We start from the raw sequence: 23,222 nt of genomic DNA, 5'->3' as shown, positions 1-23,222 counted from the left end.
CGGGCGGCGCGGCGCTCGCCCGACCTACGGAACTTATCTTCGCGGGGGGGAGAAGCGCATGCGCCATCCACCGCCCGGGTTGACCGCGCTTACTTAACAAAGCCTTTTTGTTTCAGGTAATCAGCCGCCACCTTTTTCGCGTCCAGCCCTTCCACCGCAATGCTGGCGTTCAGCTGCTGCAGGGTTTTCTCATCCAGCGACGCAAAGACAGGTTTTAGCCATTCGTCCAGCTGCGGATAGGCTTTCAGCACCGCCTCGCGCACCACCGGCGCAGGGGCGTAAATCGGCTGCACGCCTTTCGGATCGCTCAGCGTCTGCAGGCCGAGAGCCGCCACCGGGCCGTCGGTACCGTAAGCCATCGCCGCGTTTACGCCCGAGGTTTGCTGGGCCGCCGCTTTGATGGTTACCGCCGTGTCGCCGCCCGCCAGCGAAAGCAGCTGTTTTTGATCCAGATTAAAGCCGTAGGCCTTTTCAAAAGCCGGCAGCGCGTCCGGACGCTCGATAAATTCAGCGGAGGCCGCAAGCTTAAACTCGCCGCCTTTTTTCAGGTATGCGCTGAGATCCTCAAGAGAGGCGAGCTTGTTTTTTTCCGCCAGATCTTTGCGAACCGCGATGGTCCAGGTGTTGTTCGCAGGCGCCGGCGTCAGCCATACAAGCTTGTTTTTCTCCGCATCCAGCTGCTTCACCTTGTCATAGCCCTTTTGCGCGTTTTTCCACACCGGATCGTTGTCATCTTTAAAGAAGAAGGCGCCGTTGCCGGTGTACTCCGGATAGATATCCAGCTCGCCCGAGGTGATGGCGCCGCGTACTACGGGCGTGGTGCCCAGCTGCACTTTATTGACGGTTTTTACGCCGTGGCTTTCGAGCACCTGTAAAATGATATTGCCCAGTAAAGAGCCTTCGGTATCAATTTTAGAGCCAACCTTTACCGGCTCGGCCGCCTGTGCCCCCGCCGCGAGCATCAGTAATCCTGCCACGCCCCAACGCGCTGATAAATTCATGGTGATTCCTCATTGTTGTTCTTTGCTTAAAAATCAGGGAGTCACAAGAGTTTAGCTGAGTTTTGCAGCCTTGGGTAAACGAGAGGGGAAGAATAAAAAAAGAGCCGGAAATCCGGCTCTTTAGGCTGAGAATATTATTTCAGTTCAAACTCGCCGCGCTTGACGCGGGCGGAATCGAGGCCGACAAAGACGTTAAATTTACCCGGCTCGGCGTCGTAGCGCATTTCGGCATTCCAGAATTTCAGCCCTTCGATATCAATCGGGAAGCTGACGGTCTGGGTTTCGCCCGGCTTGAGCATCACTTTCTTAAAGCCTTTCAGCTCCTTAATCGGACGGCTCATTGACGCCGTAACGTCCTGCAGATACATCTGCACCACGGTTTCGCCTTCGCGATCGCCGGTGTTTTTCACTTCTACCGAAGCCTCCACCTTGCCGTCGCGCGTCATGGATGGCGCAGACATTTTCACGTCGGAGACGGTAAAGGTGGTATAGCTCAACCCGTAGCCAAACGGATAAAGCGGGCCGTTGGCCTCATCGAAGTAGCGGGAGGTGTATTTGTTTGGTTTTTCCGGGTTATACGGACGACCGGTGTTCAGGTGGCTGTAGTAGGTGGGGATCTGGCCTACGGAGCGCGGGAAGGACATCGGCAGCTTGCCGGACGGGTTGTAGTCGCCAAACAGCACGTCGGCGATGGCGTTGCCGCCTTCGGTACCCGCATACCAGGCCTCAAGCAGCGCATCAGCCTGCTGGTCTTCTTTGACCAGCGCCAGCGGACGGCCGTTCATCAGCACCAGTACCAGCGGTTTGCCGGTCGCCTTCAGCGCGGCAATCAGATCGCGCTGGCTTTGCGGCAGCACCAGATCGGTACGGCTTGATGCCTCGTGGGCCATTCCCTGCGCCTCGCCGACGACGGCGATCACAACGTCGGAGCTTTTCGCCGCGCTAACCGCCTCATCGATCATCTCTTTCGGCGTGCGCGGATCGACCTGCACCGCCGGTTCGTACTGGTTCAGGAAATCGACGATATCTTTCTGGTCGGTAACGTTCGCGCCTTTAACGTGCACGATTTTAGCCCGATCGCCCACGGCGTTCTGAATGCCCTGCAGGACGGTGACGGTCTGATCTGCCACGCCCGCCGCAGACCAGCTGCCCATCACGTCACGCTTGCTGTCCGCCAGCGGACCTACCACGGCAAGGGTGCCGGACTTTTTCAGCGGCAGCGTTTGCAGACGGTTTTTCAGCAGCACCAGGCTTTCGCGCGCCACTTCGCGAGCCTCTTTGCGATGCAGACGGCTTTCGGCATTGGTGTCTTCCGGGTCGGATTCCTTCGGCCCTAAGTGGCTGTACGGATCGTTAAACAGCCCCATGTCATACTTCACGTTCAGCACATGGCGGGCGGCGTCATCCAGCTCCTCTTGCGGAACGGCGCCGCTTTTCACCAGCTCCGGCAGGTACTTGCTGTAGAACTCGTCGCTCATGCTCATGTTGATGCCGGAGTTTAACGCAATGCGCACCGCATCTTGCGGATCGCTTGCCACGCCGTGTTTGATCAGCTCTTTAATCGCGCCGTGGTCGGAAATGGTGATGCCTTTAAACTTCCATTCGTCACGCAGCAGGTTTTTGAGCAGCCAGCTGTTGGAGGAGGCAGGCGTACCGTTAATGGAGTTCAGCGCCACCATCACCCCGCCGCTGCCCGCATCCAGTGCGGCTTTATACGGAGGCATATAGTCGTTAAACAGGCGCTGCGGGCTCATATCCACGGTGTTGTACTCTTTGCCCCCTTCAACCGCGCCATAGGCCGCGAAGTGTTTCACGCTGGTCATCACCGAGTAGCGGTCCGCCGGGCTTTTGCCCTGCATCGCCTCAACCATCGTGCGGCCCATGATCGACGTCAGATAAGTATCTTCGCCAAAGCCTTCAGACACGCGTCCCCAGCGCGGATCGCGGGACACGTCCACCATCGGCGCCCAGGTCATATTCAGGCCGTCGTCCGCGGCTTCATAAGCGGAAATGCGCCCGACCGTTTTCACCGCTTCCAGGTTAAACGAAGAGGCCAGGCCAAGGCTGATAGGGAACACGGTGCGCTGGCCGTGGACCACGTCGTAGGCGAAGAACAGAGGAATTTTCAGGCGGCTGAGATCCATCACCTGATCTTGCATAATGCGGATATCGTGGCGGGTCACGGTGTTGAAAATCGCCCCGACCTGGCCGTTTTTGATCATCTCGCGAATGGCTTCTTTCGGGTTATCCGGCCCGACGCTGATTAAACGCAGCTGGCCGATTTTCTCGTCGTTGGTCATTTTGGTCAGCAAGTCAGTGACGAACGCATCGCGCGCTTCCGGCGTCAGCGGATGGGGGCCAAACATCTCTTCAGCCAGCGCCGGCTGCAGGGCAAGGCTAACCGCGATACCTACAGAACAAAGCCATTTCATGGGGTTTACTCTCTTGCTCAGGCCGCCCGCCCGGGGCAGCACATTATGATAAGAAGAGCAGTGTGCCACATCGTTACGCGGGTAAGAAGAGCGGCCCCGGTGTTAAATGCTGATTTTTCGAACATTTCAGAGTATTGACAGGGGTTTTGCGAGCTATCATTGAAAGCGAGAATTTTTGTGCCATCACAAGGAGTGGGACCATGTCCGTATCTGCACATGCTGATAATCAAACCTTTATAAATGAGTTGCACCGCCTGCTGGGCAGCCAGCACGTTCTGACAGACGCGGCAAAAACCGCGCGCTACCGCAAAGGTTTCCGTTCCGGCCAGGGAGAAGCGCTGGCCGTGGTGTTTCCCGGCTCGCTTAGCGAACTGTGGCGCGTGCTAAGCGCCTGCGTGGCCGCCGATAAAATTATTCTGATGCAGGCGGCCAATACCGGCCTCACCGAAGGCTCAACGCCGAGCGGCAACGACTACGATCGCGATATCGTTATCATCAGCACCCTGCGGCTCGACAAACTGCAGCTGCTGGATAACGGAAAGCAGGTGCTGGCCTTCCCCGGCAGCACCCTTTATCAGCTTGAGAAGGCGCTTAAGCCTTTAGGACGCGAGCCCCACTCGGTGATAGGTTCTTCGTGCATCGGCGCTTCGGTAATCGGCGGCATCTGCAACAACTCCGGCGGTTCGCTGGTGCAGCGCGGCCCGGCCTATACGGAGATGGCGCTTTATGCGCGTATCGACGAACAGGGTAAGCTGACGCTGGTTAACCATCTGGGCATCGATCTGGGCGCCACGCCTGAACAGATCCTCAGCAAGCTCGATGACGAACGCATCAGGCCGGAGGATATCCTGCACGACAACCGTCAGGCTTCCGACCACGACTACGCCGAGCGCGTGCGCGACGTCAACGCCGACACCCCTTCGCGTTTTAACGCCGACCCAAGCCGCCTGTTTGAGGCCTCCGGCTGCGCGGGCAAGCTTGCGGTATTTGCCGTGCGCCTTGATACCTTTGTCGCGGAAAAGCAAAACGAAGTGTTTTACATCGGCACCAATAAACCCGAGGTGCTGACCGAAATCCGCCGTCATATCCTGGCGAACTTCCGCAACCTGCCGGTGGCGGGCGAATACATGCACCGTGATATTTACGACATCGCCGAAGTCTACGGCAAAGACACCTTTATGATGATCGACAGGCTCGGCACCGACAAAATGCCGTTCTTCTTTACCGTCAAAGGGCGCGTGGACGCGGCGCTGGAAAAAGTGCCTTTTATTAAACCGCACTTTACCGACCGCGCGCTGCAGCGCTTCAGTGCCCTCTTCCCAAGCCACCTGCCGCCGCGGATGAAATCCTGGCGCGACAAATACGAGCATCATCTGCTGTTGAAAATGTCCGGCGAGGGCATTGCGGAAGCCCGCGAGTGGCTGGAGAGCTATTTCAAAGAGGCGGAAGGCGCTTTCTTCGCCTGCACGCCTGCTGAAGGAGCGAAAGCATTTCTGCATCGCTTTGCCGCCGCGGGCGCCGCCGTGCGCTACCATGCCGTACACGCCAACGAAGTGGAGGATATCCTCGCGCTGGATATCGCTCTGCGCCGTAACGATCGGGAATGGTTTGAGCAGCTGCCGCCGGAAATCAGCAGCCAGATCAGCCACAGCCTCTATTACGGCCACTTTATGTGTCACGTCTTCCATCAGGATTACATCGTGAAGAAAGGCGTGGACGTGCATGCGCTTAAAGAGCAAATGCTTGAATTGCTTCGTTTACGCGGCGCGCAGTATCCGGCGGAACATAACGTCGGCCATTTATACGAAGCGCCAGAAACGTTAAAACGATTTTATAAGGCAAATGACCCGACAAACAGTATGAATCCGGGCATTGGCAAGACAACCAAGCATAAGTGGTGGGATGAGAGCGTTTGCAGCCATACACATCAACATGATCCGCATTAAAACGCGCTGTCAACTGCCAGAACAGGGGCTATTTTTCGCTCATTTTTAGTACTAAATTAGCGTGAAATAAGGGTGGGGAAACCCTTTCCCACCCGTCTCCCAGCGCAGAGGTTCGAAAATGTCAGTGGTCGAAACATTACCGTTAGCGCGGCTAGATGTTCGGGAAGCTACGCTCGACGATATTCCTGCTATTACCGCCATTTATGAATGGCATGTCCTGCACGGCCGCGGTTCTTTTGAGGAAACGCCCCCTGACGAACTGCAGATGAGAGAACGCTTACACCTCATACAGGAACAGGGGTTACCCTGGCTGGTCGCCCGCTATGGCGGCATTGTGGTGGGCTACTGCTACGCCACCGTTTATCGCTCTCGCCCCGCCTATCGCTATACCATTGAGGATTCCGTTTATATCGACGCCAGCATGACGGGCCACGGTATCGGCGCCGAGCTGTTAAGCGCGCTGATCGCCCGCTGCGAAGAAGGCCCCTGGCGGCAGATGATTGCGGTTATCGGCGACGGAGAGAAAAACACCGGCTCTTACCGCCTGCATAAGCAGTTCGGCTTTGAAACGGTAGGAAATTTGCGCAGCGTGGGGTTCAAGCTGGGAGACTGGCGCGATACGTTAATTATGCAGCGCCCGCTTAACGAGGGAGAGTGGACGCTGCCCAATTAATTTTTTAATCGTCCTGGGCGTTGCCCGCTACGGCATTGCTGGCCATCTGCGCCGCCTTTTGCTTTTTGTAGCTGAGGGCGGATGACGGCACCGGGGTGATTTTACCGGTTTCCATCCAGTTGCGCAGGCGGTTGGCATCCGCGAAGTGGGTGTATTTGCCGAACGCATCCAGCACCACCAGCGACACCGGACGGTTATTAATCATCGTGCGCATCACCAGGCAGTGGCCGGCGTTATTGGTAAAGCCGGTTTTCGTCAGCTGAATATCCCAGTTATTGCGATACACCAGATGGTTGGTGTTGCGGAACGGCAAGGTGTATGGCGGGTTGCTGAAGGTCGCCATATCTTCTTTCGTGGTGCTCAGCTGGCCGAGCAGCGGGTACTGTTTCGAGGCGATGAGCATTTTGGTGAGATCGCGCGCGGTGGAAACGTTTTCTATCGACAGCCCGGTCGGCTCCACGTAGCGGGTGTGGGTCATGCCAAGAGATTTCGCCTTCGCATTCATCGCGCGAATAAACGCGTCGTAGCCGCCCGGGTAATGGTGGGCGAGGCTTGCCGCCGCGCGGTTTTCCGAAGACATCAGCGCCAGCAGCATCATATTTTTACGGCTGATTTTACTGTTCAGGCGCACGCGGGAGTAGACGCCTTTCATCTCCGGCGTGTGGCTGATATCCACGCTCAGCATCTCATCCATCGGTAAATGCGCATCCAGCACCACCATCACGGTCATCAGCTTGGTGATGGAGGCGATGGGGCGCACCAGATCCGGGTGGCTGGAGTACAAAACCTTGTTGGTCTGCAGATCGACAATCATGGCGCTGCCGGATGCGATCTCTTGCCCGGTGCTGGCGGGCGTTACGGTTTTGCTCGCAAGAGCCTGCGGTGCCAGCGGCACGGTTAACATCAGCGCGAGGCTGAACAACGATAGACGAATTTTTGTCGGCATGGTGACACTTCTGTAATTATTTCGGAGTGTGATGTTTTCCACCACTCACGTTCACATGATGAATGAAATAAGTGAGGCGCCAGCATAATACTCTGGCGCCTCGGGAAAGGGCTACTGCAGAATCGTAATCATTTATATGAACAGCCCGGTGCGGGATGCATCAGAACAGCCTGTATCCATAACCCCACAAAATAACCGCCAGCGCCAGCAGCACTTCCAGCACCAGCACGCCGATGGCGAGCGTAGAGCTGGAGAAGCTCATGCCCTCCTCGCTGTTGATGTTCAGGAAGTCAGGAATGCCAACGTAAAGCAGATAGCCGGTATAGACCAGCGCCACGGCGCCCACCGCGACGCACAGCCAGACCAGCGGATAAAGCGCGACCACGCCGCTCAGGAACAGCGGCGTCGCCACATAGCCGGCAAACACCATACAGCGGCTAAGGGAGGGACGCTGAGGATAATTTCTTGCCATCCACCAGATAACGCGGCCCATCACGGCCACGCCCGCCAGCATCAGCGCGTAGAACACTATCCCCAGAGAAAGGCCGGTAAGCCACGAGAGCTGAACGAAGGTACCATCGCCGAAATTCCAGCCGATTTGCGTGGTGCCGATAAAGGCGCAAATGACCGGGATGGCCGCCATAAACAAAACATGGTGCGTGTAGTGATGCGAGACGGTTTCGTTCTCGCGCTTAATTTCCTGCATTTCACGATTGGGATGGGATAGCAATCCCCAGACATGGTTCATAGGGCCTCCTGTCATGCAGATCCAAAGTGTAAGCAGCCCTCTAATTATAATGCACGCCGGTAGATTGTTTTTTAATCGCCATAATTTATCTGCCCGTTTAGCTGCGCGCGAGCCGTGGGGTTGTATGCTTTAAGGGTGTTAACAATAAGGAGAAAAACCTGACCTGATGGATATCAATAATTTAATTGAGCATTACGGCTATGCGGCGCTGGTTTTAGGCAGCATGGCGGAGGGAGAAACCATTACGCTGCTCGGCGGGGTGGCGGCGCATCAGGGACTGCTGAAATTCTCTCTGGTCGTCGTTTCCGTGGCGCTGGGCGGCATGATTGGCGACCAGCTGCTGTATCTCGTCGGCAGGCGCTTTGGCGATTCGCTACTGGCGCGCTTCAAAAAGCATCAGAAAAAAATCACCAAAGCCCAGAAGCTTATCAATCGCCATCCCTATCTTTTTGTCATCGGCACGCGCTTTATGTACGGCTTTCGCGTTATCGGACCGATATTGATCGGCGCAAGCCGCCTGCCGCCGAAAATCTTTCTGCCGCTCAATATCGCGGGCGCGCTGATTTGGGCCACGTTATTCACCTCGCTGGGCTACGTCGGTGGCGAGGTGATCGGCCCCTGGCTGCACAGCTTCGACCAGCACGTTAAGCGCTGGCTGTGGCTGGTGATTGTCGTCGCCCTGGTCTGGCTCGCCCGCTACTGGTTTAAACGGCGTGAAAGCAAGCGGCAGGACTAGCTTTTCGGTTTGAACTGCGGGTTGGCCAGCATAAAGCCCCCGTCAACGATAAAAGACTGTCCGGTGGTGTAGCTGGCGCTGTCCGAGCATAGCCAGGCGACGAGGCTTGCTATCTCCTCCGTCTCGCCAAACCTGCCCAGCGGCACCTCCGGCAGCGCAACGTTTTTGCCCTCCCCCTCCTGCATGTCATTCATCGGGGTGGCAATCGCGCCGGGGGCTACGGCGTTAACCAGAATATTATGCTGTACCAGCTCCAGGGCCATTGATTTGGTCAGCCCGCCCAGCGCGTGTTTGGCGGCGGTGTAGGCGCAGGCTTCCGGCAGCGGCGTATGCTCATGAACGGAGGTGATATTGACGATTTTCCCTCCGCTTCCCTGCCGGACCATGGCTTTCGCCGCCTTCTGGGAACATAAAAACGCGCCGTCCACGTCGACGGTGAACAGCTTGCGCCATTCATCGAGCGTGACGTCAAGAAAAGAACTTTTGCTCATGGCGCCGGCGTTATTCACCAGCGCATCGACTCTCCCGAAGCGGCTTATCAGCTCGTCAATACCCGCCGCGCCGTCCGGAAGCTGCCCTAAGTCGAGCTGCACGGTCTCAGCTCGCCGGCCCAGCCCTCTGACCTGGCGCGCCGTCTCTTGCGCGCCCTGTTCATCGGAATGCCAGGTGATCCCCACGTCATAGCCCTGCTCCGCCAGCATCAGCGCGCATTTTTGGCCGATGCCAGAATCCGACGCCGTTACGATAACCACTTTGTTAGCTGCACTCATCCTCACCTCCTGGACAAAATTAAAAGCCGAAAGCTAAGTATAGGAGGAGATTTATACGCCGACGCCGCGCCTTTACGGCCGAAGCGCGAGGGTTTTAAGGCCGCAACAGCGCAACCAGCGCGTCATGTAATACCGTTAGCGCCGCCTGCGGATTTTCCTCGCGCTGCGCCTTTACGATGGCGCCGTCGATAAGCATGGAGATCGCGGCCGCCTGCCGTTCGCCGCTCTCCCCTTGCGGCAGCCAGGCCGTCAGAGCGTCCGTCATGTCCTGTTTGTGGCTTCTGGCAACGCTGAGGCTTTCAGGCAGCGCATCGGCAAGCTCAACGGCGGTATTGATAAAGGCGCAGCCACGAAAGGAGTCGCTCGCAAACCATTCAGCGAGCGCCGTGCATAAAGCCGCTGCAAGGTCGTTTTTTGCCGACATTTCACGCGACAGCGCGGCGCGGAACCACTTAATCCAGCGTTCGTGTCGATAGCTGAGAAAAGCGCGGATCAAATCGTCTTTTGCCGGAAAGTGACGGTAAAAAGTTACTTTTGTGACTCCCGCTGCTTTAATAATTTTATCAATGCCCGTCGCGCGCACGCCGTCGCGATAAAACAGATCGTGGGCGGCGTGCAAAATGCGGTCGTGGGCGGTGGGCTGAGTGGTCGACATGGTTCCTCCTGGCTGAAGGCCATCATGCCGCATGTAGACAACTCTGTCTACATGGTTTAGGGTAGACATGTAGACAGACCTGTCTACTTACACTCCGGAGACCGACATGACTATTAAAGCCCCCGTCCCGCCCTTTACCCGCGACACCGCCCGCGAGAAGGTTCGTCTTGCTGAAGATGCCTGGAACAGCCGCGATCCGGCGCGCGTTTCGCAGGTCTATTCCCTGGATACCCACTGGCGCAACCGCGCGGAGTTTGTTGACGGGCGCGAAGCCGTAACGGAATTTCTGCAGCGCAAATGGCAGCGCGAACTGGATTACCGGCTGATCAAGGAGCTGTGGGCTTTCGACGGCGCCCGCATCGCGGTACGTTTCGCCTATGAGTGGCACGATGACTCAGGCAGCTGGTATCGCAGCTTCGGCAATGAAAACTGGGAGTTTAACGAGCAGGGGTTAATGATAAACCGCCATGCCAGCATCAACGACCGCCCGATTAACATTGAGGAGCGCGCCTTCTTCTGGCCGCTGGGCCGCCGCCCGGACGATCATCCTGAGCTAAGCAGTTTTGGCTTCTGAGGCAGCAAATCGCCCAAAAAACGGCAGCGGCTGAAGAAAAAGAGCGGGCGATGATTTTCCCGCTCGTCGCCCGTAAACCCTGGGCTGGCTTACGGTAACCCCTTTCTTTATCTCTGCTTTTTGTCCTAAATTCCGTTTACCGGGCGGCAACTTTCCCCGCTTCACCTATCCTTGCCTATACTGATAAAACATCAGCTACAAGACAGGGAGCATTTATGAAAATTATTCTTTGGGCAATTTTAATCATCTTTATTATTGGGTTACTGGTCGTTACCGGCGTATTCAAAATGATTTTCTGATCGTCAGGCGGGTGGCGCAACGCTTACCCGCCCTGCGTCAGCCCGCAGCTGGCGTTATTGCGCTTTAGCGCTGTAGTTAACCGGCACCCAGCGGTATCCGTTTCCTTCCTGCTTCACATGGCCGATGCCCGGGAATGAAATATGCGCCGCCGCGACCCAGTCTCCTTCCTGCGCTACCTGCCTGAGCACCCTTTCTCTGGTTATCACGGCCTGTTTCTGGTCGACGTCAAAATGTATCGCCACCTGCGGATCCGGCATCTGCACCGCCCTGGCGTGAATAATATCGCCCCACAGCATCATGGTTTGCCCGCCGTTGCTGACGCGATAAATAACGCTGCCCGGCGTGTGGCCTGCGGCGGGTACGGCTTCGATACCCGGAACGATTTCCGCTGGCGCATGAAAAGCCTGTAATTTCCCCGCGTCGATAACCGGACGCAGAGACCGCAAAGACTCGGCAAAGGTGTGACGCTGGCTTTCCTCCACCTTGTTGATGTTGGCCGGATTCAGCCACCAGTCGACGTCTTTTTGCTCCACGCGCACCCAGGCATTGGGGAAAGCGGGCCTGCCGTTATGCTGCACGCCGCCGGAGTGGTCGCCGTGAATATGCGTCAGCAGCACCAGGTCGATACTTTCCGGCGGAAAGCCCGCCGCGCGCAGGTTATCGAGCAAATGCCCGCCCGCGTCGCCAAACAGCGGCCCTGCGCCGGTATCCACCAGAATCACCTGCTTGCCGGTATTAATGACAAAGGCGTTGATAGAGGTTTCCGCAGCCGGGGTCATGGCATCGTCCGCCATGCGTTGCTTTAATTTTTGCCCGGAGATGTGGGTCAGCAGCTTATCGAGGGGGACCACCAGGGTGCCGTCGGACACGGCGGTGATCTGCCAGTTTCCCAGCATCATGCGATAGTAGCCTGGCGCCTGCTGCTGGCTGAACGGCAGCGGTTCGGCAAGCGCATCTGTCGTCAGCAAGCGGCCGGCCAGCAGCGCTAAAATTGTCAGGGCTGTTTTCATCTTGTCCTCAGAAGGGTGGTTCAACTTGCGGACAGTATCGGCCAGGCGTTACTATCACTCCAATTGATTGGAGAAATAATGACTATCAAAGAAAATGATTTCCGCAAAATCGATCTCAACCTGCTGATCGCTTTTGCGGTGCTGTTTCGCGAGCAGAGCGTTTCGCTGGCGGCGGATAAGCTGCATCTTGGCCAGCCGGCGGTAAGCGGCGCGCTGGCCCGCCTGCGCGAAATGTTCGACGACCCGCTATTTATCCGCAGCGGCCACCGCATGCAGCCCACCGCCCGCGCCGCTGAACTGCACGCCGAGCTGATGCCGCTGCTCGAACAGCTGCAAAGCGCGCTTTTCCAGCAGGCGGAGTTTAACCCGGCCAGCGCCAAAGCCACCGTCACCCTCGGCATGACGGACTGGGTGGAAATGTGGCTGATGCCGCGTCTGGTTCCCGCTTTGCGCGAGCAGGCGCCGGGCGTGCGCCTGAATATCGTCGCAAGCGACCCCTTCACCGATGCGCAGCGTCTGGAAGGCGGCGAGCTGGATATGGCGATTAGCGTGGCAAACCAGTCCGCGCGCTGGATGGAGCGCGAAATTCTCACGCCGATGGAGTTCGTCACCCTCTGGCATCCGGCGCGGCTGCAGCTTAAAGCGCCGCTAACGCCGGAAAGCTACGCCGCGCAGCAGCACGTGCTGGTAAGCTACCGCGAAGCCACCAGCAGCCATATCGATACCCTGCTGGCAAAGCTTGGGCACCGGCGTGAGATCTGCTACACCACGCCGCACTTCGCCGCCCTGCCCGGCCTGCTGCTGCAGATGCCCGCCCTTGCCACCGTGCCGCAGGGGCTGAGCGATAGCTGGCAGAAGACGTGGGGCTTACAAAGCAGCCCGGTGCCCCTTCAGGTCGCCCCGTTTGAGGTGGCATTGCTGTGGCATCAGCGCCATAACAGCGATGCGGCGCTGATGTGGGTGCGGGGATTTATTAAGCGCCTGCTGCAGTGAACCTGTCCGACCCGGTGACAACGCTTACAGCCCGGGTGGATAAGCGTTAGCGCCATCCACTACCAGGCCGGACGGCGCGGGTTTACTGCTTAAGGCTTGCGCCACGGGTGGCAATCACCTCTTTGTACCAGTAGAAGCTTTTCTTGGGCGTTCTCGCCAGCGTGCCGTTGCCCTGGTCGTCACGGTCAACGTAGATAAAGCCGTAACGTTTGGACAGCTCCGCTTTTGACGCGCTCACCAGATCTATCGGCCCCCAGCAGGTGTAACCGAGCACCTCGACGCCGTCTTCAATGGCCTCTCCCACCTGCACTAAATGGTCGTTCAAATAGTTGATGCGGTAGTCGTCGTGCACCGTGCCGTCTGCTTCCAGCCTGTCTTTCGCGCCCAGCCCGTTCTCCACAATGAACAGCGGTTTCTGATAGCGATCCCACAGCTCGTTGAGCAAAATGCGCAGGCCCGTCGGGTCAATCTGCCAGCCCCACTCGGAGCTTGCCAGATACGGGTTCGGCACCATGCTCAGGATGTTGCCGCGCGCCTTCGCGTTTACCTCTTCATCCGCCGTCACGCAGCCGGTCAGGTAATAGCTAAAAGAGATAAAATCGACGGTATTTTTCAGCGCCTCGCGGTCGGCGTCGGTCATTTTCACCTCGATGCCGTTATCGCGGAAATAACGCAGCATATAGCCGGGATAAACGCCGCGGCACTGCACGTCGCCAAAGAATAACCAGCTGCGGTTCTCCTGCATTGTCTTGAGCACGTCCTGCGGTTTGCAGGTCAGCGGGTACATCAGGCCGCCCAGCAGCATATTGCCGATGCGCGCGTCCGGGACGATCTCGCGGCAGGCTTTTACCACCAGCGCGCTTGCCACCAGCTGGTGATGAATCGCCTGGTAGATCTCTGTTTTCGAGCTGTCCTCCGCCAGCCCTACACCGGTCATCGGCGCGTGAAGCGACATATTGATTTCGTTAAAGGTCAGCCACAGCTTCACTTTGTTTTTAAAGCGCGTGAAGACCGAACGGGCGTAGCGCTCAAAGAAAGTAATCAGCTCGCGACTGCCCCAGCCGCCGTAATTTTTTACCAGCTCCCAGGGCATCTCGTAATGGGACAGCGTCACCATCGGCTTAATGCCGTGCTTCGCCAGCTCGTCAAACAGCCGGTCGTAATACGCAAGCCCCGCTTCGTTCGGCTCCTGCTCGTCCCCCCGCGGGAAGATGCGCGTCCAGGCAATGGAGACGCGCAGGCAGCCAAACCCCATTTCGGCGAACAGCGCGATATCCTGCGGATAGCGGTGATAAAAATCGATGGCCACGTCTTTGATGCCGAAGTCGCCCGGCCTGCGTTCCACCACCTCGCCGAATACGCCCTGCGGCTGCACATCGGAGGTGGAAACGCCCTTGCCGTCCTCCTGCCATGCGCCTTCCACCTGATTTGCGGCAAGCGCGCCGCCCCACAGAAACTTCTCAGGAAATGCTTTCATGTATTTCTCCTTTGCTTAACGGCGTACCGTTAAAAACGGCATGCCAGAACTGATGGTGTGCCCGTCCGTGACGCGCTCGACCGCCGCGTACTCATCGCTATTGCTGATAATGACCGGCGTGGCCAGATCGTACCCCGCCTGCAGAATCGCCTGGCGGTCGAACTCGATAAGCGGGTCGCCGGGCTTAATTTTGTCGCCGACCTTTACGTGGGCGGTGAAGTGCTGGCCGTCAAGCTTTACCGTATCGATGCCGATATGAATCAGGACCTCAATGCCGCTGTCGCTAAGCAGGCCGATGGCGTGGCGCGTTTGAAACAGGGAGGCGACCTCGCCGTGGAAGGGAGCAGTCACCAGATTTGACAGCGGAATAATCGCCGCGCCCTGCCCCAGCAGGCCGCTTGCAAAGGTGGAGTCCGGCACCTGATCCATCGCCAGCAGGGTGCCGCTCATCGGCGCGAGGATGTCGTCTTCGCCCGCCGGCGTCTGCGCCTGGGATGCATTCGCCTGTTTGCGCGGCATGCCCGCGATAAAAGACATCATACAGGCGAGGGAAAAGGCCAGCCCCGTGCCGATAATGGCGCCCCAGACCGTCGCATCCACCCCGCCGGGCGGGATCACCTGGGCGAAGGTGAAAACGCTGACCAGGCCGAAGGAATAGACGCTGGTCTGGCAGTAACCGATAATCACGCCGCCCAGCGCGCCCGCGACGCAGCCAAAGATAAACGGACGGCGGTTGGGTAGCGTCACGCCATACACGGCGGGTTCCGTAATACCGAAGATCCCGGCGGTGAACGCCGAGCCGGCCAGCACCTTAAGCTTCTTATCGCGCGCCCGCAGCAGGATACCCAGCGTCGCCCCCACCTGCCCCATAACGGCAGGCAGCAGCAGGGGCACCAGCGTGTCATGCCCGAGCACGCTCAGATTGTTGATCATCAGCGGCACCAGCCCCCAGTGCAGCCCGAAGATGACGCACACCTGCCAGACCGCGCCCATCAATCCGCCCGCAAGCCAGGGCACCAGGGCGTAAATGGCCTGATAGCCGTGCGCCAGCTGCTGGCTTAGCCAGGTGGCCGCCGGGCCAATCAGCAGGAACGTCAGCGGCACGGTGATGGCAAGGCAGAACAGCGGCGTAAAGAAGTTGCGCACCGCGGAAGGCAGGAGTTTATTGAAATGCTTCTCCAGCCAGCAGCTCACCCAGGCGGCGAAAATAATGGGGATCACCGACGAGCTGTAGTTAATAAAGGTAATGGGGATACCCAGAAAATGCTCGCCGGGCGCGCCGGGCTGGCTGGCCGCCTCAAACGCCTGCAGCGCGACGGGATGGGTAAGCGCGCCGCCAATCGCCATAGTGACAAAAGGGCTGCCGCCGAATTTCTTCCCCGCCGTGTAGCCAAGCACCAAAGGGAAGAAATAAAACAGCCCGTCGCTGGCCGCGAACCAAAGTTTGTAGGTCCCGCCTTCGGTTGCAAGCCAGCCGCAAACCACCGCCAGCGCCAGCAAACCTTTGAGAATACCGGAGGCGGCCATCACCCCAAGGAAGGGGGTGAAAATCGCCGAAACGATATCGATAAGCCGCCCCAGCACGCCGCTCTTCTCCTCCGCCTGCGGCGTTTGCTGCGCGCGATCGTCGCTCAGGGCCCGCCTCGTCGCATACCGCGTTGTAGACGTCGTGAACGTGATTGCCTATCACCACCTGAAACTGGCCGCCGCTTTCCACCACCATGATCACGCCCGGATTTTTCTTCAGCGCCGCCGCGTCCGCAAGCGTCCGGTCCTTCAGCCTGAAACGCAGCCTGGTAGCGCAGTGCACCAGGCCCGCTATATTTTCTCGCCCGCCCGTATGGGCCAGAATATCCTGCGCAAGTTCTTGATACTCCATAAATCATTCCTTTCACTTTTCGCCCGCAGGCGATGTGCGACTGAGTAAAATGCAAAAAAACCTGAGGCCGGCTTCCCGATGGGGAAACCAACGCTCAGGTTTTGCCTGCCGAAGCAGTAGCAATCCTTTTTTAAGAAGCCCTGCGGCCTTCTTTACGCACGCGTTCGATATGAATCGCGAGGAACATAATTTCTTCGGTCGTCAGCTCGCGCTGATATTCGGCGACCAGATGGCGGCCGATCTTTTCAGCGCAGCGCCAGGCGTGCGGGTAGTTATCCTTCACCGCGGCGTGCAGCGTGGCGTCATCGTCCGCCACGACGCGGCGGCTGAGCATTCGCTGGGCGAAAAACTTCAGGTGGGTGACAAACCGCTGATAGCTCAGGCTCTCCTCATCGTATTCAAGCGTAAGCTGGTACTTCACGATAGTGAGAATTTCCTGCATCACGCGCGTCACGTGCATCACTTCGGGCATTTCGCCGTCGAGCTGGGCGGTGACAAGATGCAGGGCGATAAAGCCCGCCTCATCTTCCGCCAGCCGCACGCCGAGGCGCTTTTCGATAATTACCCGCGCCTCCTGCCCCAGCAAAAACTCTTTCGGGTAAAGGCGCTTAATCTCCCACAGCAGCACGTTACGAACCGCCACGCCTTTTTTTTGCCGCTCGATGGCGAAGTGACAGTGGTCGGTCAGGGTGATGTACAGACTCTCCTGCAGCTTGCCCAGCCGCTGGCGCGACAGGTCAATAATGCGATCGCAGGTGGTCATCACCTCCAGCGGGATCTGGCTGAGCAGCTCGCTCAGGCGCGCGACCAGCTCATCGCTTTGCAGGGCAAAGACCTTCTCGATTTTGTCCCTTTCCAGGCTATCGCCGACGCGCCGCTGAAAGCCCAGCCCGCGCCCCATCACCACCTGTTCGCGCTGCTGCTCGTCCAGAATCACCACCACGTTGTTATTGAGTATTTTGGCGATTTTCATGGCTACCCCAGAAACAAAAAAACCTGACCTCCGGCAAGCGCCAGAAAATCAGGTTTTGCCTGCCACAGGCAGTAACAATCCAGTCAGGTGAAGCTATCATAAAGCTTGTATCGCTCAAGCCACGAAGGCGGAAAGCGTGACGGCGATCGCTTCCTTAATGGCCTATCTGGTCGCTGACTGTCCGGCAAAAAGCTGGCGATAGCGATCCTCAAACTGCGGGGCGTTCCATTCGCCGTCAAAAATCGTCCAGGTTATATATCCCCGGTTTAGCCAGCCCGTGTCGGTATCCGTATCCACCGGCGTCAGCACTTTCTCGCTCATGATTTGCTGCGCTTTGCCGTCCGGCAGAAGCCTATAGTAGTGCTGGGGCAGCGGATTACGCTCGTTTTCAACGAATTTTGTGCCGCGAACGTCGCTTTTTGCCAGCGCCGGATAGTTGATGCTTAATCCCGAGCCGGCGGGCATAACCGGCTCTCCCGGGCGCCAGTTTTTAGCCAGCGTATCCACCAGCCCGGCGACATAGTTTACGGAATCCGGCCAGTATTTGTGGGTAGAGGGCCAGCCCGCCTTCATCTCTTCTTCACTAAGGATGTAGCCGATGCTGGCGGCGATCGCCGGATAGCCGTAGCGCACCGCGCGGGCCGCCGCGCCGATGGTGCCGGAGTTAAGCTGCGCCACGCCGGTATTAGGGCCATCGTTTACGCCGGAGATAACCAGATCCACAGGCTGGTCTTTAAGGATGCCGAGCAGGCCGAAATCAACGGCATCCGCAGGCGTGCCCGGGAAGCAATAGCGCTTTTCCGCCACCTTTTTCACATCGAAAATCTTGTTCGGCTTAAAGGTTATCGCCGAACCGATGCCGCTTTGGTTGGTGGCCGGCGCCACCATCCACACGTCGTAGCCTTTCGCCGCGAGCTTATCCTGCAAGGAGGTGGTGCCCACGGATTCGCAGCCGTCGTCGTTGACCAGCAGAATACGCATCGCCCGCTCCGCCGCCTGGGCTCCTGTGGCGCTTAACAGTGCAACCAGCGCTACGGTAAGTTGTTTTTTCATGATTTCGACTCCCTATTATTATCATCAGAACAAGTTAAATTTATATTCCACGCGCACCGCCGCCCCTATGCCCTTAGCGCGATGAAAGGTTCGTTTATCATCCGTAAGCGACGGCGTTTTTTGCGAAGTTAATTTCCAGCCGTAGCTTGGTCCAAAGCCGGCAAAAATATTCAAGCCTTTAATCTGCGCAGGATCCCATGAAAAATAACCGCCATATTCCCATTCGGTTAACGGCACCTTTTCAAATTCCATACCAAAACCGTAATTGCCATAGACGCCCAGTGCTAAATCAGGCGATACGCGATACTGACTGTATAAATAAAGCATCTGCTCGCCGTCGTTGATATAGTCGTTGCCTTCGCCATCTGCCGGACTATTAAAAGCGCCGCGGGTATTCTTGCCTAAATGCCAGTAAAAATGTCCCAGGCCGTTATTAAGGTGCGCCTTCGTTTTTGACCAGCCTAGTCCTGATTCCGCAGCGCCGTACTGATAACCGACGAGCGCGTAAATATGCTGCGCATGGTCGGAATAACCGCGCGCGCCCTCCCATTCGCTGAGCCCTTTATTGTAATAGTACGCGCCGCGCGTCAGCAGGTTGAACTCCTCGGTTAAAGGCCAGGCCGCCGCGGCCTCAAGCCCATGGCGTAAGATATAGTCTTTGCTTTCCCCGGCAAACCAGGTGATTTTGCTGCCCTTAGCGGGCGTCCAGCTGAGTTCCCCGGTCGTAATATAATCAATCTTTTTATTGCTTTTGAGCGTCATAAAGCGGCGCTTTTCCGGTTCGTCCCGCTCCGAGAAACGGTTCACTATCGCGGCCCTGGCTCTGAAGCTGTCCCAGGCCAGCTCCGAGCTGATGCCTTCCCAGCTACTGGGCGCGGCGCGGCTGCGCGTGACGTTCAGGGCGCCGAATTTATAAAGCTGCTTCCAGCCGGCCCACAGGTAGAGATAGCGTTTCTCATCCCCCCAGCGGGCCTTGCCATAAAGCTGGCCGACCTTGTTGAACCCTTCGGCACGGCCGCGGTTGTCGCGCAACAGATCCCTGCCGTAGAAGGCCTCGTTAGCGTAGAGTTTAGCGACCCCGTACCAGGAGGCGTCGAGCCCCACCCGATCCCAGGCCCAGCCGCTTTGCCAGTCAAGGTGCATTGACTGGGCCCAGGCGTTCTGGTCGCCCACGCCCTGGTCGGCAAGCTGATCGGAGGTCATCAGCATCCAGACGTTTTTTAAGGTGAGATCCATGCGGCTGTTTTCCAGCAGGCCGCCGGTAGAAAAGCTCTTTGCGTCCGCAGTTGAAATAACCCCGCCGACGGTGGTTAATATAATCAGAGGTAAGAGTCTGGCGTATGAAAACATAATAAACGTCCTGTTGTTATCGCCCGCCGGTAAATAAAGCACCGGCATTAGCGCCGTCTTATTAGCGGTTCCCTTTACAGCATCACGCGATAAGAAAACTTATCGCTGAAAACAAGAGCCCTGCGCCGTTGGCGTAGTTTGTGAAAAGCAAAAAAAAACCTAACCCTCTTAGACCTTATAAGGTCCGTGAGAATTAGGTTTTGCCTGTTTATACAGTAACAACCCTGGATTTAATTTACCTGCACACCCTAACATCGGGATTATTAGTTAGCCAGTACGAAAAGCGCCCCGCTTCGCAAAATGTGAGCGATTTAACATCCAACGGTAATATTTTTGCCGTGTGTAATTAATTAATCTAACCCATCGCGAATAAATCGGCGCCGATGGGTAAGCTATTATCCTTTCGCTTAATTATAGTGCGGCTATTGCGCGCGCAATCTCGGACGAGGTTTTATAGGCTCTGATCTCGGCGAAGAGATCCGTCGCCTCGGCGTACTCTTTGCGTAAATAGCCAAGCCACTGTTTGATCCGCGCTACGTGGTACATGCCGGTATCGCCCTGCTTTTCGAGCCGGCTGTATTTTTGCAGCAGTCTAACCACCTCCGGCCACGGCATGCGCGGTTCGTTGTATTTAATGACCCTGCTCAGGTTCGGCACGTTCAGCGCGCCGCGCCCGATCATCACTGAATCACAACCGGTTGCCGCAAGGCAGTCCTGCGCGCTTTGCCAGTCCCAGATTTCACCGTTGGCGATCACCGGAATGGACAGCCGCTGGCGGATTTCGCCGATGGCCGCCCAGTTGATAAGCTCGGCCTTATAGCCGTCTTCTTTCGTGCGCCCGTGAACGACCAGCTCGGTGGCCCCGGCCTGCTGTACGGCATCGGCTATTTCAAACTGCCGCGTGCAGCACGCCCAGCCGAGGCGTATTTTTACCGTTACCGGCAGCTGCGCCGGCACGGCTTCACGCATGGCTTTAGCGCCGCGGTAAATCAGCTCCGGATCTTTAAGAAGCGTCGCCCCGCCGCCGCTGCCGTTCACCAGTTTGGACGGACAGCCGCAGTTGAGATCCACGCCCCATGAACCAAGCTCCACGGCGCGCGCGGCGTTTTCGGCCAGCCATTGCGGATACTGGCCGAGAAGCTGTACGCGCACCAGGGTTCCGGACGGCGTGCGGCTGCCGTGCAGCAGCTCCGGGCAGAGCTTATGGAAAGATTTTACCGGCAAAAGCTGGTCGACCACGCGCAGAAATTCGGTGATGCACAGGTCGTAGTCGTTCACTTCGGTAAGCAGTTCACGAACTAAAGAGTCGAGAACGCCTTCCATCGGCGCGAGGAGCACACGCATGAGTTATTCCGGTAAAAAAAAGAGGCGCTATGTTAGCGCCTCAATTTAAGTTGGCAAAGGTTTAGTTAGCCGCGGCGGGCTTGCGAGGCGGGCGACGACGACCGTTCGCACCGGCCGGCTTAGCTGCGCCATCGCCCTGAGGACGAGACTGACGACGCGGCGCGCTGCTGCGTTCGGACGGCGCGCTGCTGCCGTTGCCGCTGCGGCGTTGTCCCTGGCCCTGACCACCGCGACCGCCGCCGCGCTGCTGCTGGCGACCGTTGACGATAGGCTCGGCGGGAATCGACGGATCGACTTCGTAGCCCGGGATCGCCATACGCGGAACTTCGCGCTTCAGCAGACGTTCGATATCGCGCAGCAGCTTGTGCTCGTCAACGCAAACCAGCGACAGCGCCTGGCCCGTTGCAGCGGCGCGGCCGGTACGGCCGATGCGGTGCACGTAATCTTCCGGCACGTTCGGCAGCTCGTAGTTCACCACGTGCGGCAGCTCTTCGATATCCAGACCACGGGCCGCGATATCCGTTGCTACCAGCACGCGAATGCCGCCGTTTTTAAAATCGGCAAGAGCGCGGGTACGCGCGCCCTGGCTTTTGTTGCCGTGGATAGCGGCGGCGGTGATGCCGTCTTTACCCAGCTGTTCAGCCAGATGGTTGGCGCCGTGTTTGGTGCGCGTAAAGACCAGCACCTGCTGCCAGTTGCCCTCGCCTATCATCTGCGACAGCAGCTCTCTTTTACGTTTTTTATCAACGAAGTGAACGTGCTGGGTAATCTGTTCAGAGGCGGTGTTGCGGCGCGCCACCGACACTTCTTCCGGGTTATGCAGCAGCTTTTCCGCCAGGCCTTTGATTTCGTCGGAGAAGGTAGCGGAGAACAGCAGGTTCTGACGGCGGGCGGGCAGTTTGGCCAGCACGCGACGAATATCGTGGATAAAGCCCATATCCAGCATGCGGTCGGCTTCATCAAGCACCAGGATTTCGACCTGGTCGAGCTTCACGGCGTTCTGGTGTTCCAGATCCAGCAGGCGGCCGGGGGTTGCCACCAGCACGTCTACGCCGCTGCGCAGTTTCATCATCTGCGGGTTAATGCTTACGCCGCCGAAAACCACCAGCGAGCGGATATCTAAATATTTGCTGTAATCACGCACGTTTTCGCCGATCTGCGCGGCCAGCTCGCGGGTTGGCGTCAGGATCAGGGCGCGCACCGGGCGGCGGCCTTTGCCATGCGGCTGTTTGTCGACCAGATGCTGCAACAGCGGCAGGGTAAAGCCTGCGGTTTTGCCGGTGCCGGTCTGGGCGCTGGCCATCAGGTCGCGGCCTGCTAACACTACCGGGATCGCCTGGCGCTGGATGGGGGTAGGCTCACGATAGCCCTGCTCTTCCACCGCACGGAGAATATCAGCATTCAGGCCGAGAGAATCAAAAGACATAGGTACTCCAGAATCGCCCTGACCGCGAGGCGCGGTGTAGTTTCCAGGGGTTCATATGACGCCAGTCTCCTGGCGAGTAGAGGGGCACAAACCACGGTGCCGTAAGGGGCGCAGTGTAACATCTTTTGTGATGCTCCGCACAAATTCTCTTTTTTCCTCCGCTTCGCAGGATAAAGCCTTGGCTCTGGACAGGACTATGGTTGCCGCCTACTCTTAGTCAATCGATTGATTAACTTTTTTCAGAGGGCGATATGAACGCCACCCCTGCCCCCGTCACCTCCCGCGGTGAACAGGCTAAAAATACCCTGATTCAGGCCGCCATCGCTCAGTTCGGCGAATACGGGCTGCACGCCACCACGCGGGATATCGCCGCGCAGGCCGGGCAAAACATCGCCGCCATTACCTACTACTTCGGCTCGAAAGAAGAGCTGTATATGGCCTGCGCCCGGTGGATTGCGGATTTTATCAACCACAACTTTCAGCCGCACGTGCAAAGCGCCGAGGCGATTCTTAAACAGCCGCAGCCGGACCGGGCGCAGATCCGCGCGCTTATCCACACGGCCTGCGAACACCTGATTACCCTGCTTACCGCCGATGAAACGCTAAACCTGAGCAAATTCATCTCCCGCGAGCAGCTTTCGCCCACGCCCGCCTACCAGCTTATTCACGACCTGGTGATCGCCCCGATGCATACTCACCTCACCTGCCTGGTGGGCCGCTATAGCGGACGCGATCCCTTTGATACCGAAACCATTTTGCATACCCACGCCCTGTTAGGGCAGGTGCTCGCCTTCCGGCTGGGGCGCGAGACTATTTTATTACGCACGGGCTGGACGACCTTCGATAAGGCCTGCGTGCGGCAAATCAGCGACGTGGTGCTAAGCCAGGTCGATTTTATCCTGCAGGGATTATCCGTTGAGCGAGGGAGAACCTGAG

General features: G+C 57.8%; 20 protein-coding genes and 1 pseudogene. 7 read left to right on the top strand and 14 right to left on the bottom strand.

Going from position 1 to position 23,222, the window contains the following annotated elements; genetic code table 11:
• Nucleotides 1–89 precede the first annotated feature (89 nt).
• Nucleotides 90–1,001 carry a glycine betaine ABC transporter substrate-binding protein OsmF gene (gene osmF / locus WLO32_RS06620; protein ID WP_121267206.1) on the bottom strand — a complete coding sequence of 304 codons (912 nt, stop codon included), beginning with the start codon at nucleotides 999–1,001 and terminating at the stop codon, nucleotides 90–92.
• Nucleotides 1,002–1,135: 134 nt separating this feature from the next.
• Nucleotides 1,136–3,433, bottom strand: a complete 2,298-nt coding sequence (bglX, locus tag WLO32_RS06615; protein WP_435947661.1) for a beta-glucosidase BglX — start codon at nucleotides 3,431–3,433, stop codon at nucleotides 1,136–1,138.
• A 200-nt stretch (nucleotides 3,434–3,633) separates the two neighbouring features.
• On the opposite strand from bglX, the gene dld reads away from it, so the two are divergent.
• The gene (dld, locus tag WLO32_RS06610) at nucleotides 3,634–5,379 is read left to right on the top strand and encodes a D-lactate dehydrogenase (RefSeq protein ID WP_435947660.1); all 1,746 of its coding nucleotides are present in this window, start codon (nucleotides 3,634–3,636) and stop codon (nucleotides 5,377–5,379) included.
• A gap of 118 nt (nucleotides 5,380–5,497) precedes the next feature.
• Nucleotides 5,498–6,052: an N-acetyltransferase family protein gene (locus WLO32_RS06605; protein WP_435947659.1), complete on the top strand. Its 555-nt coding sequence runs from the start codon at nucleotides 5,498–5,500 to the stop codon at nucleotides 6,050–6,052.
• 4 nt (nucleotides 6,053–6,056) lie between these two features.
• On the opposite strand, the gene pbpG is transcribed toward WLO32_RS06605, so the two are convergent.
• The gene (pbpG, locus tag WLO32_RS06600; RefSeq protein WP_121267202.1) at nucleotides 6,057–6,998 is read right to left on the bottom strand and encodes a D-alanyl-D-alanine endopeptidase; all 942 of its coding nucleotides are present in this window, start codon (nucleotides 6,996–6,998) and stop codon (nucleotides 6,057–6,059) included.
• 160 nt (nucleotides 6,999–7,158) lie between these two features.
• A complete protein-coding gene (locus WLO32_RS06595) occupies nucleotides 7,159–7,746 on the bottom strand; it encodes a Yip1 family protein (RefSeq protein WP_435947658.1) in 588 nt (195 codons plus the stop codon).
• A gap of 166 nt (nucleotides 7,747–7,912) precedes the next feature.
• Here WLO32_RS06595 and WLO32_RS06590 point away from each other — a divergent pair, with 166 nt between their 5' ends.
• On the top strand, nucleotides 7,913–8,482 hold the full coding sequence (locus tag WLO32_RS06590) for a DedA family protein (RefSeq protein ID WP_121267200.1): 570 nt from the start codon (nucleotides 7,913–7,915) through the stop codon (nucleotides 8,480–8,482).
• On the opposite strand, the gene WLO32_RS06585 is transcribed toward WLO32_RS06590, so the two are convergent.
• Nucleotides 8,479–9,252, bottom strand: coding sequence for an SDR family oxidoreductase (locus WLO32_RS06585; protein WP_435947657.1), 774 nt, complete (start codon nucleotides 9,250–9,252; stop codon nucleotides 8,479–8,481). The genes WLO32_RS06590 and WLO32_RS06585 overlap by 4 nt on opposite strands.
• A 94-nt stretch (nucleotides 9,253–9,346) precedes the next feature.
• The gene (locus WLO32_RS06580) at nucleotides 9,347–9,907 is read right to left on the bottom strand and encodes a TetR/AcrR family transcriptional regulator (protein WP_435947656.1); all 561 of its coding nucleotides are present in this window, start codon (nucleotides 9,905–9,907) and stop codon (nucleotides 9,347–9,349) included.
• A gap of 106 nt (nucleotides 9,908–10,013) precedes the next feature.
• Between WLO32_RS06580 and WLO32_RS06575 the strand changes: the two genes are divergently transcribed.
• Both WLO32_RS06575 and yohP read left to right on the top strand, forming a co-directional pair.
• The gene (locus tag WLO32_RS06575; protein WP_435947655.1) at nucleotides 10,014–10,481 is read left to right on the top strand and encodes a DUF1348 family protein; all 468 of its coding nucleotides are present in this window, start codon (nucleotides 10,014–10,016) and stop codon (nucleotides 10,479–10,481) included.
• 215 nt (nucleotides 10,482–10,696) lie between these two features.
• A complete protein-coding gene (yohP, locus tag WLO32_RS06570; RefSeq protein WP_072011146.1) occupies nucleotides 10,697–10,780 on the top strand; it encodes a small membrane protein YohP in 84 nt (27 codons plus the stop codon).
• Nucleotides 10,781–10,834: 54 nt separating this feature from the next.
• Here yohP and WLO32_RS06565 read toward each other — a convergent pair whose 3' ends face one another.
• Entirely contained in the window at nucleotides 10,835–11,791 is a 957-nt protein-coding gene (locus WLO32_RS06565; RefSeq protein WP_435947654.1) for an MBL fold metallo-hydrolase, read from the bottom strand.
• Nucleotides 11,792–11,869: 78 nt separating this feature from the next.
• On the opposite strand from WLO32_RS06565, the gene WLO32_RS06560 reads away from it, so the two are divergent.
• A complete protein-coding gene (locus tag WLO32_RS06560; RefSeq protein WP_435947653.1) occupies nucleotides 11,870–12,784 on the top strand; it encodes a LysR family transcriptional regulator in 915 nt (304 codons plus the stop codon).
• A gap of 82 nt (nucleotides 12,785–12,866) precedes the next feature.
• Here the strand turns inward: WLO32_RS06560 and WLO32_RS06555 are convergent, their stop codons facing one another.
• From WLO32_RS06555 to rhlE, 7 genes and pseudogenes are all read right to left on the bottom strand, one after another.
• Nucleotides 12,867–14,261, bottom strand: coding sequence for a glycoside hydrolase family 1 protein (locus WLO32_RS06555; RefSeq protein ID WP_435947652.1), 1,395 nt, complete (start codon nucleotides 14,259–14,261; stop codon nucleotides 12,867–12,869).
• Between the two features lie 15 nt (nucleotides 14,262–14,276).
• A pseudogene (bglF, locus tag WLO32_RS06550) lies at nucleotides 14,277–16,140 on the bottom strand (PTS beta-glucoside transporter subunit IIABC).
• A gap of 130 nt (nucleotides 16,141–16,270) precedes the next feature.
• Nucleotides 16,271–17,113: a transcriptional antiterminator BglG gene (bglG, locus tag WLO32_RS06545; protein WP_435947651.1), complete on the bottom strand. Its 843-nt coding sequence runs from the start codon at nucleotides 17,111–17,113 to the stop codon at nucleotides 16,271–16,273.
• A 162-nt stretch (nucleotides 17,114–17,275) separates the two neighbouring features.
• Entirely contained in the window at nucleotides 17,276–18,166 is an 891-nt protein-coding gene (surE, locus tag WLO32_RS06540; RefSeq protein ID WP_435947650.1) for a 5'/3'-nucleotidase SurE, read from the bottom strand.
• Nucleotides 18,167–18,190: 24 nt separating this feature from the next.
• Complete coding sequence (locus WLO32_RS06535) at nucleotides 18,191–19,516, bottom strand: OprD family outer membrane porin (protein WP_435947649.1); 1,326 nt, start codon at nucleotides 19,514–19,516, stop codon at nucleotides 18,191–18,193.
• Nucleotides 19,517–19,927: 411 nt separating this feature from the next.
• Nucleotides 19,928–20,860, bottom strand: a complete 933-nt coding sequence (gene dusC, locus WLO32_RS06530; RefSeq protein ID WP_435947648.1) for a tRNA dihydrouridine(16) synthase DusC — start codon at nucleotides 20,858–20,860, stop codon at nucleotides 19,928–19,930.
• Between the two features lie 61 nt (nucleotides 20,861–20,921).
• Nucleotides 20,922–22,286 carry an ATP-dependent RNA helicase RhlE gene (rhlE, locus tag WLO32_RS06525; protein WP_435947647.1) on the bottom strand — a complete coding sequence of 455 codons (1,365 nt, stop codon included), beginning with the start codon at nucleotides 22,284–22,286 and terminating at the stop codon, nucleotides 20,922–20,924.
• A gap of 251 nt (nucleotides 22,287–22,537) precedes the next feature.
• Between rhlE and cecR the strand changes: the two genes are divergently transcribed.
• The gene (cecR, locus tag WLO32_RS06520) at nucleotides 22,538–23,221 is read left to right on the top strand and encodes a transcriptional regulator CecR (protein ID WP_435947646.1); all 684 of its coding nucleotides are present in this window, start codon (nucleotides 22,538–22,540) and stop codon (nucleotides 23,219–23,221) included.
• Nucleotide 23,222: the final 1 nt, after the last annotated feature.

This window comes from Dryocola mayonis (assembly GCF_051307045.1).
GTDB lineage: Bacteria > Pseudomonadota > Gammaproteobacteria > Enterobacterales > Enterobacteriaceae > Dryocola.
The sequence above is the reverse complement of the archived record's forward strand: the minus strand, read 5'-3'. Positions and strand labels throughout refer to the sequence as shown.

Coding starts and splice junctions, on each gene's coding strand:
- bglX (WP_435947661.1), bottom strand. CDS start 3,433: ATGAAATGGCTTTGTTCTGTAGGTATCGCGGTTAGCCTTGCCCTGCAG.
- WLO32_RS06575 (WP_435947655.1), top strand. CDS start 10,014: ATGACTATTAAAGCCCCCGTCCCGCCCTTTACCCGCGACACCGCCCGC.
- WLO32_RS06585 (WP_435947657.1), bottom strand. CDS start 9,252: ATGAGTGCAGCTAACAAAGTGGTTATCGTAACGGCGTCGGATTCTGGC.
- WLO32_RS06555 (WP_435947652.1), bottom strand. CDS start 14,261: ATGAAAGCATTTCCTGAGAAGTTTCTGTGGGGCGGCGCGCTTGCCGCA.
- WLO32_RS06590 (WP_121267200.1), top strand. CDS start 7,913: ATGGATATCAATAATTTAATTGAGCATTACGGCTATGCGGCGCTGGTT.
- cecR (WP_435947646.1), top strand. CDS start 22,538: ATGAACGCCACCCCTGCCCCCGTCACCTCCCGCGGTGAACAGGCTAAA.
- dusC (WP_435947648.1), bottom strand. CDS start 20,860: ATGCGTGTGCTCCTCGCGCCGATGGAAGGCGTTCTCGACTCTTTAGTT.
- WLO32_RS06605 (WP_435947659.1), top strand. CDS start 5,498: ATGTCAGTGGTCGAAACATTACCGTTAGCGCGGCTAGATGTTCGGGAA.
- bglG (WP_435947651.1), bottom strand. CDS start 17,113: ATGAAAATCGCCAAAATACTCAATAACAACGTGGTGGTGATTCTGGAC.
- osmF (WP_121267206.1), bottom strand. CDS start 1,001: ATGAATTTATCAGCGCGTTGGGGCGTGGCAGGATTACTGATGCTCGCG.
- WLO32_RS06560 (WP_435947653.1), top strand. CDS start 11,870: ATGACTATCAAAGAAAATGATTTCCGCAAAATCGATCTCAACCTGCTG.
- yohP (WP_072011146.1), top strand. CDS start 10,697: ATGAAAATTATTCTTTGGGCAATTTTAATCATCTTTATTATTGGGTTA.
- WLO32_RS06565 (WP_435947654.1), bottom strand. CDS start 11,791: ATGAAAACAGCCCTGACAATTTTAGCGCTGCTGGCCGGCCGCTTGCTG.
- rhlE (WP_435947647.1), bottom strand. CDS start 22,286: ATGTCTTTTGATTCTCTCGGCCTGAATGCTGATATTCTCCGTGCGGTG.
- dld (WP_435947660.1), top strand. CDS start 3,634: ATGTCCGTATCTGCACATGCTGATAATCAAACCTTTATAAATGAGTTG.
- WLO32_RS06580 (WP_435947656.1), bottom strand. CDS start 9,907: ATGTCGACCACTCAGCCCACCGCCCACGACCGCATTTTGCACGCCGCC.
- WLO32_RS06595 (WP_435947658.1), bottom strand. CDS start 7,746: ATGAACCATGTCTGGGGATTGCTATCCCATCCCAATCGTGAAATGCAG.
- WLO32_RS06535 (WP_435947649.1), bottom strand. CDS start 19,516: ATGTTTTCATACGCCAGACTCTTACCTCTGATTATATTAACCACCGTC.
- pbpG (WP_121267202.1), bottom strand. CDS start 6,998: ATGCCGACAAAAATTCGTCTATCGTTGTTCAGCCTCGCGCTGATGTTA.
- surE (WP_435947650.1), bottom strand. CDS start 18,166: ATGAAAAAACAACTTACCGTAGCGCTGGTTGCACTGTTAAGCGCCACA.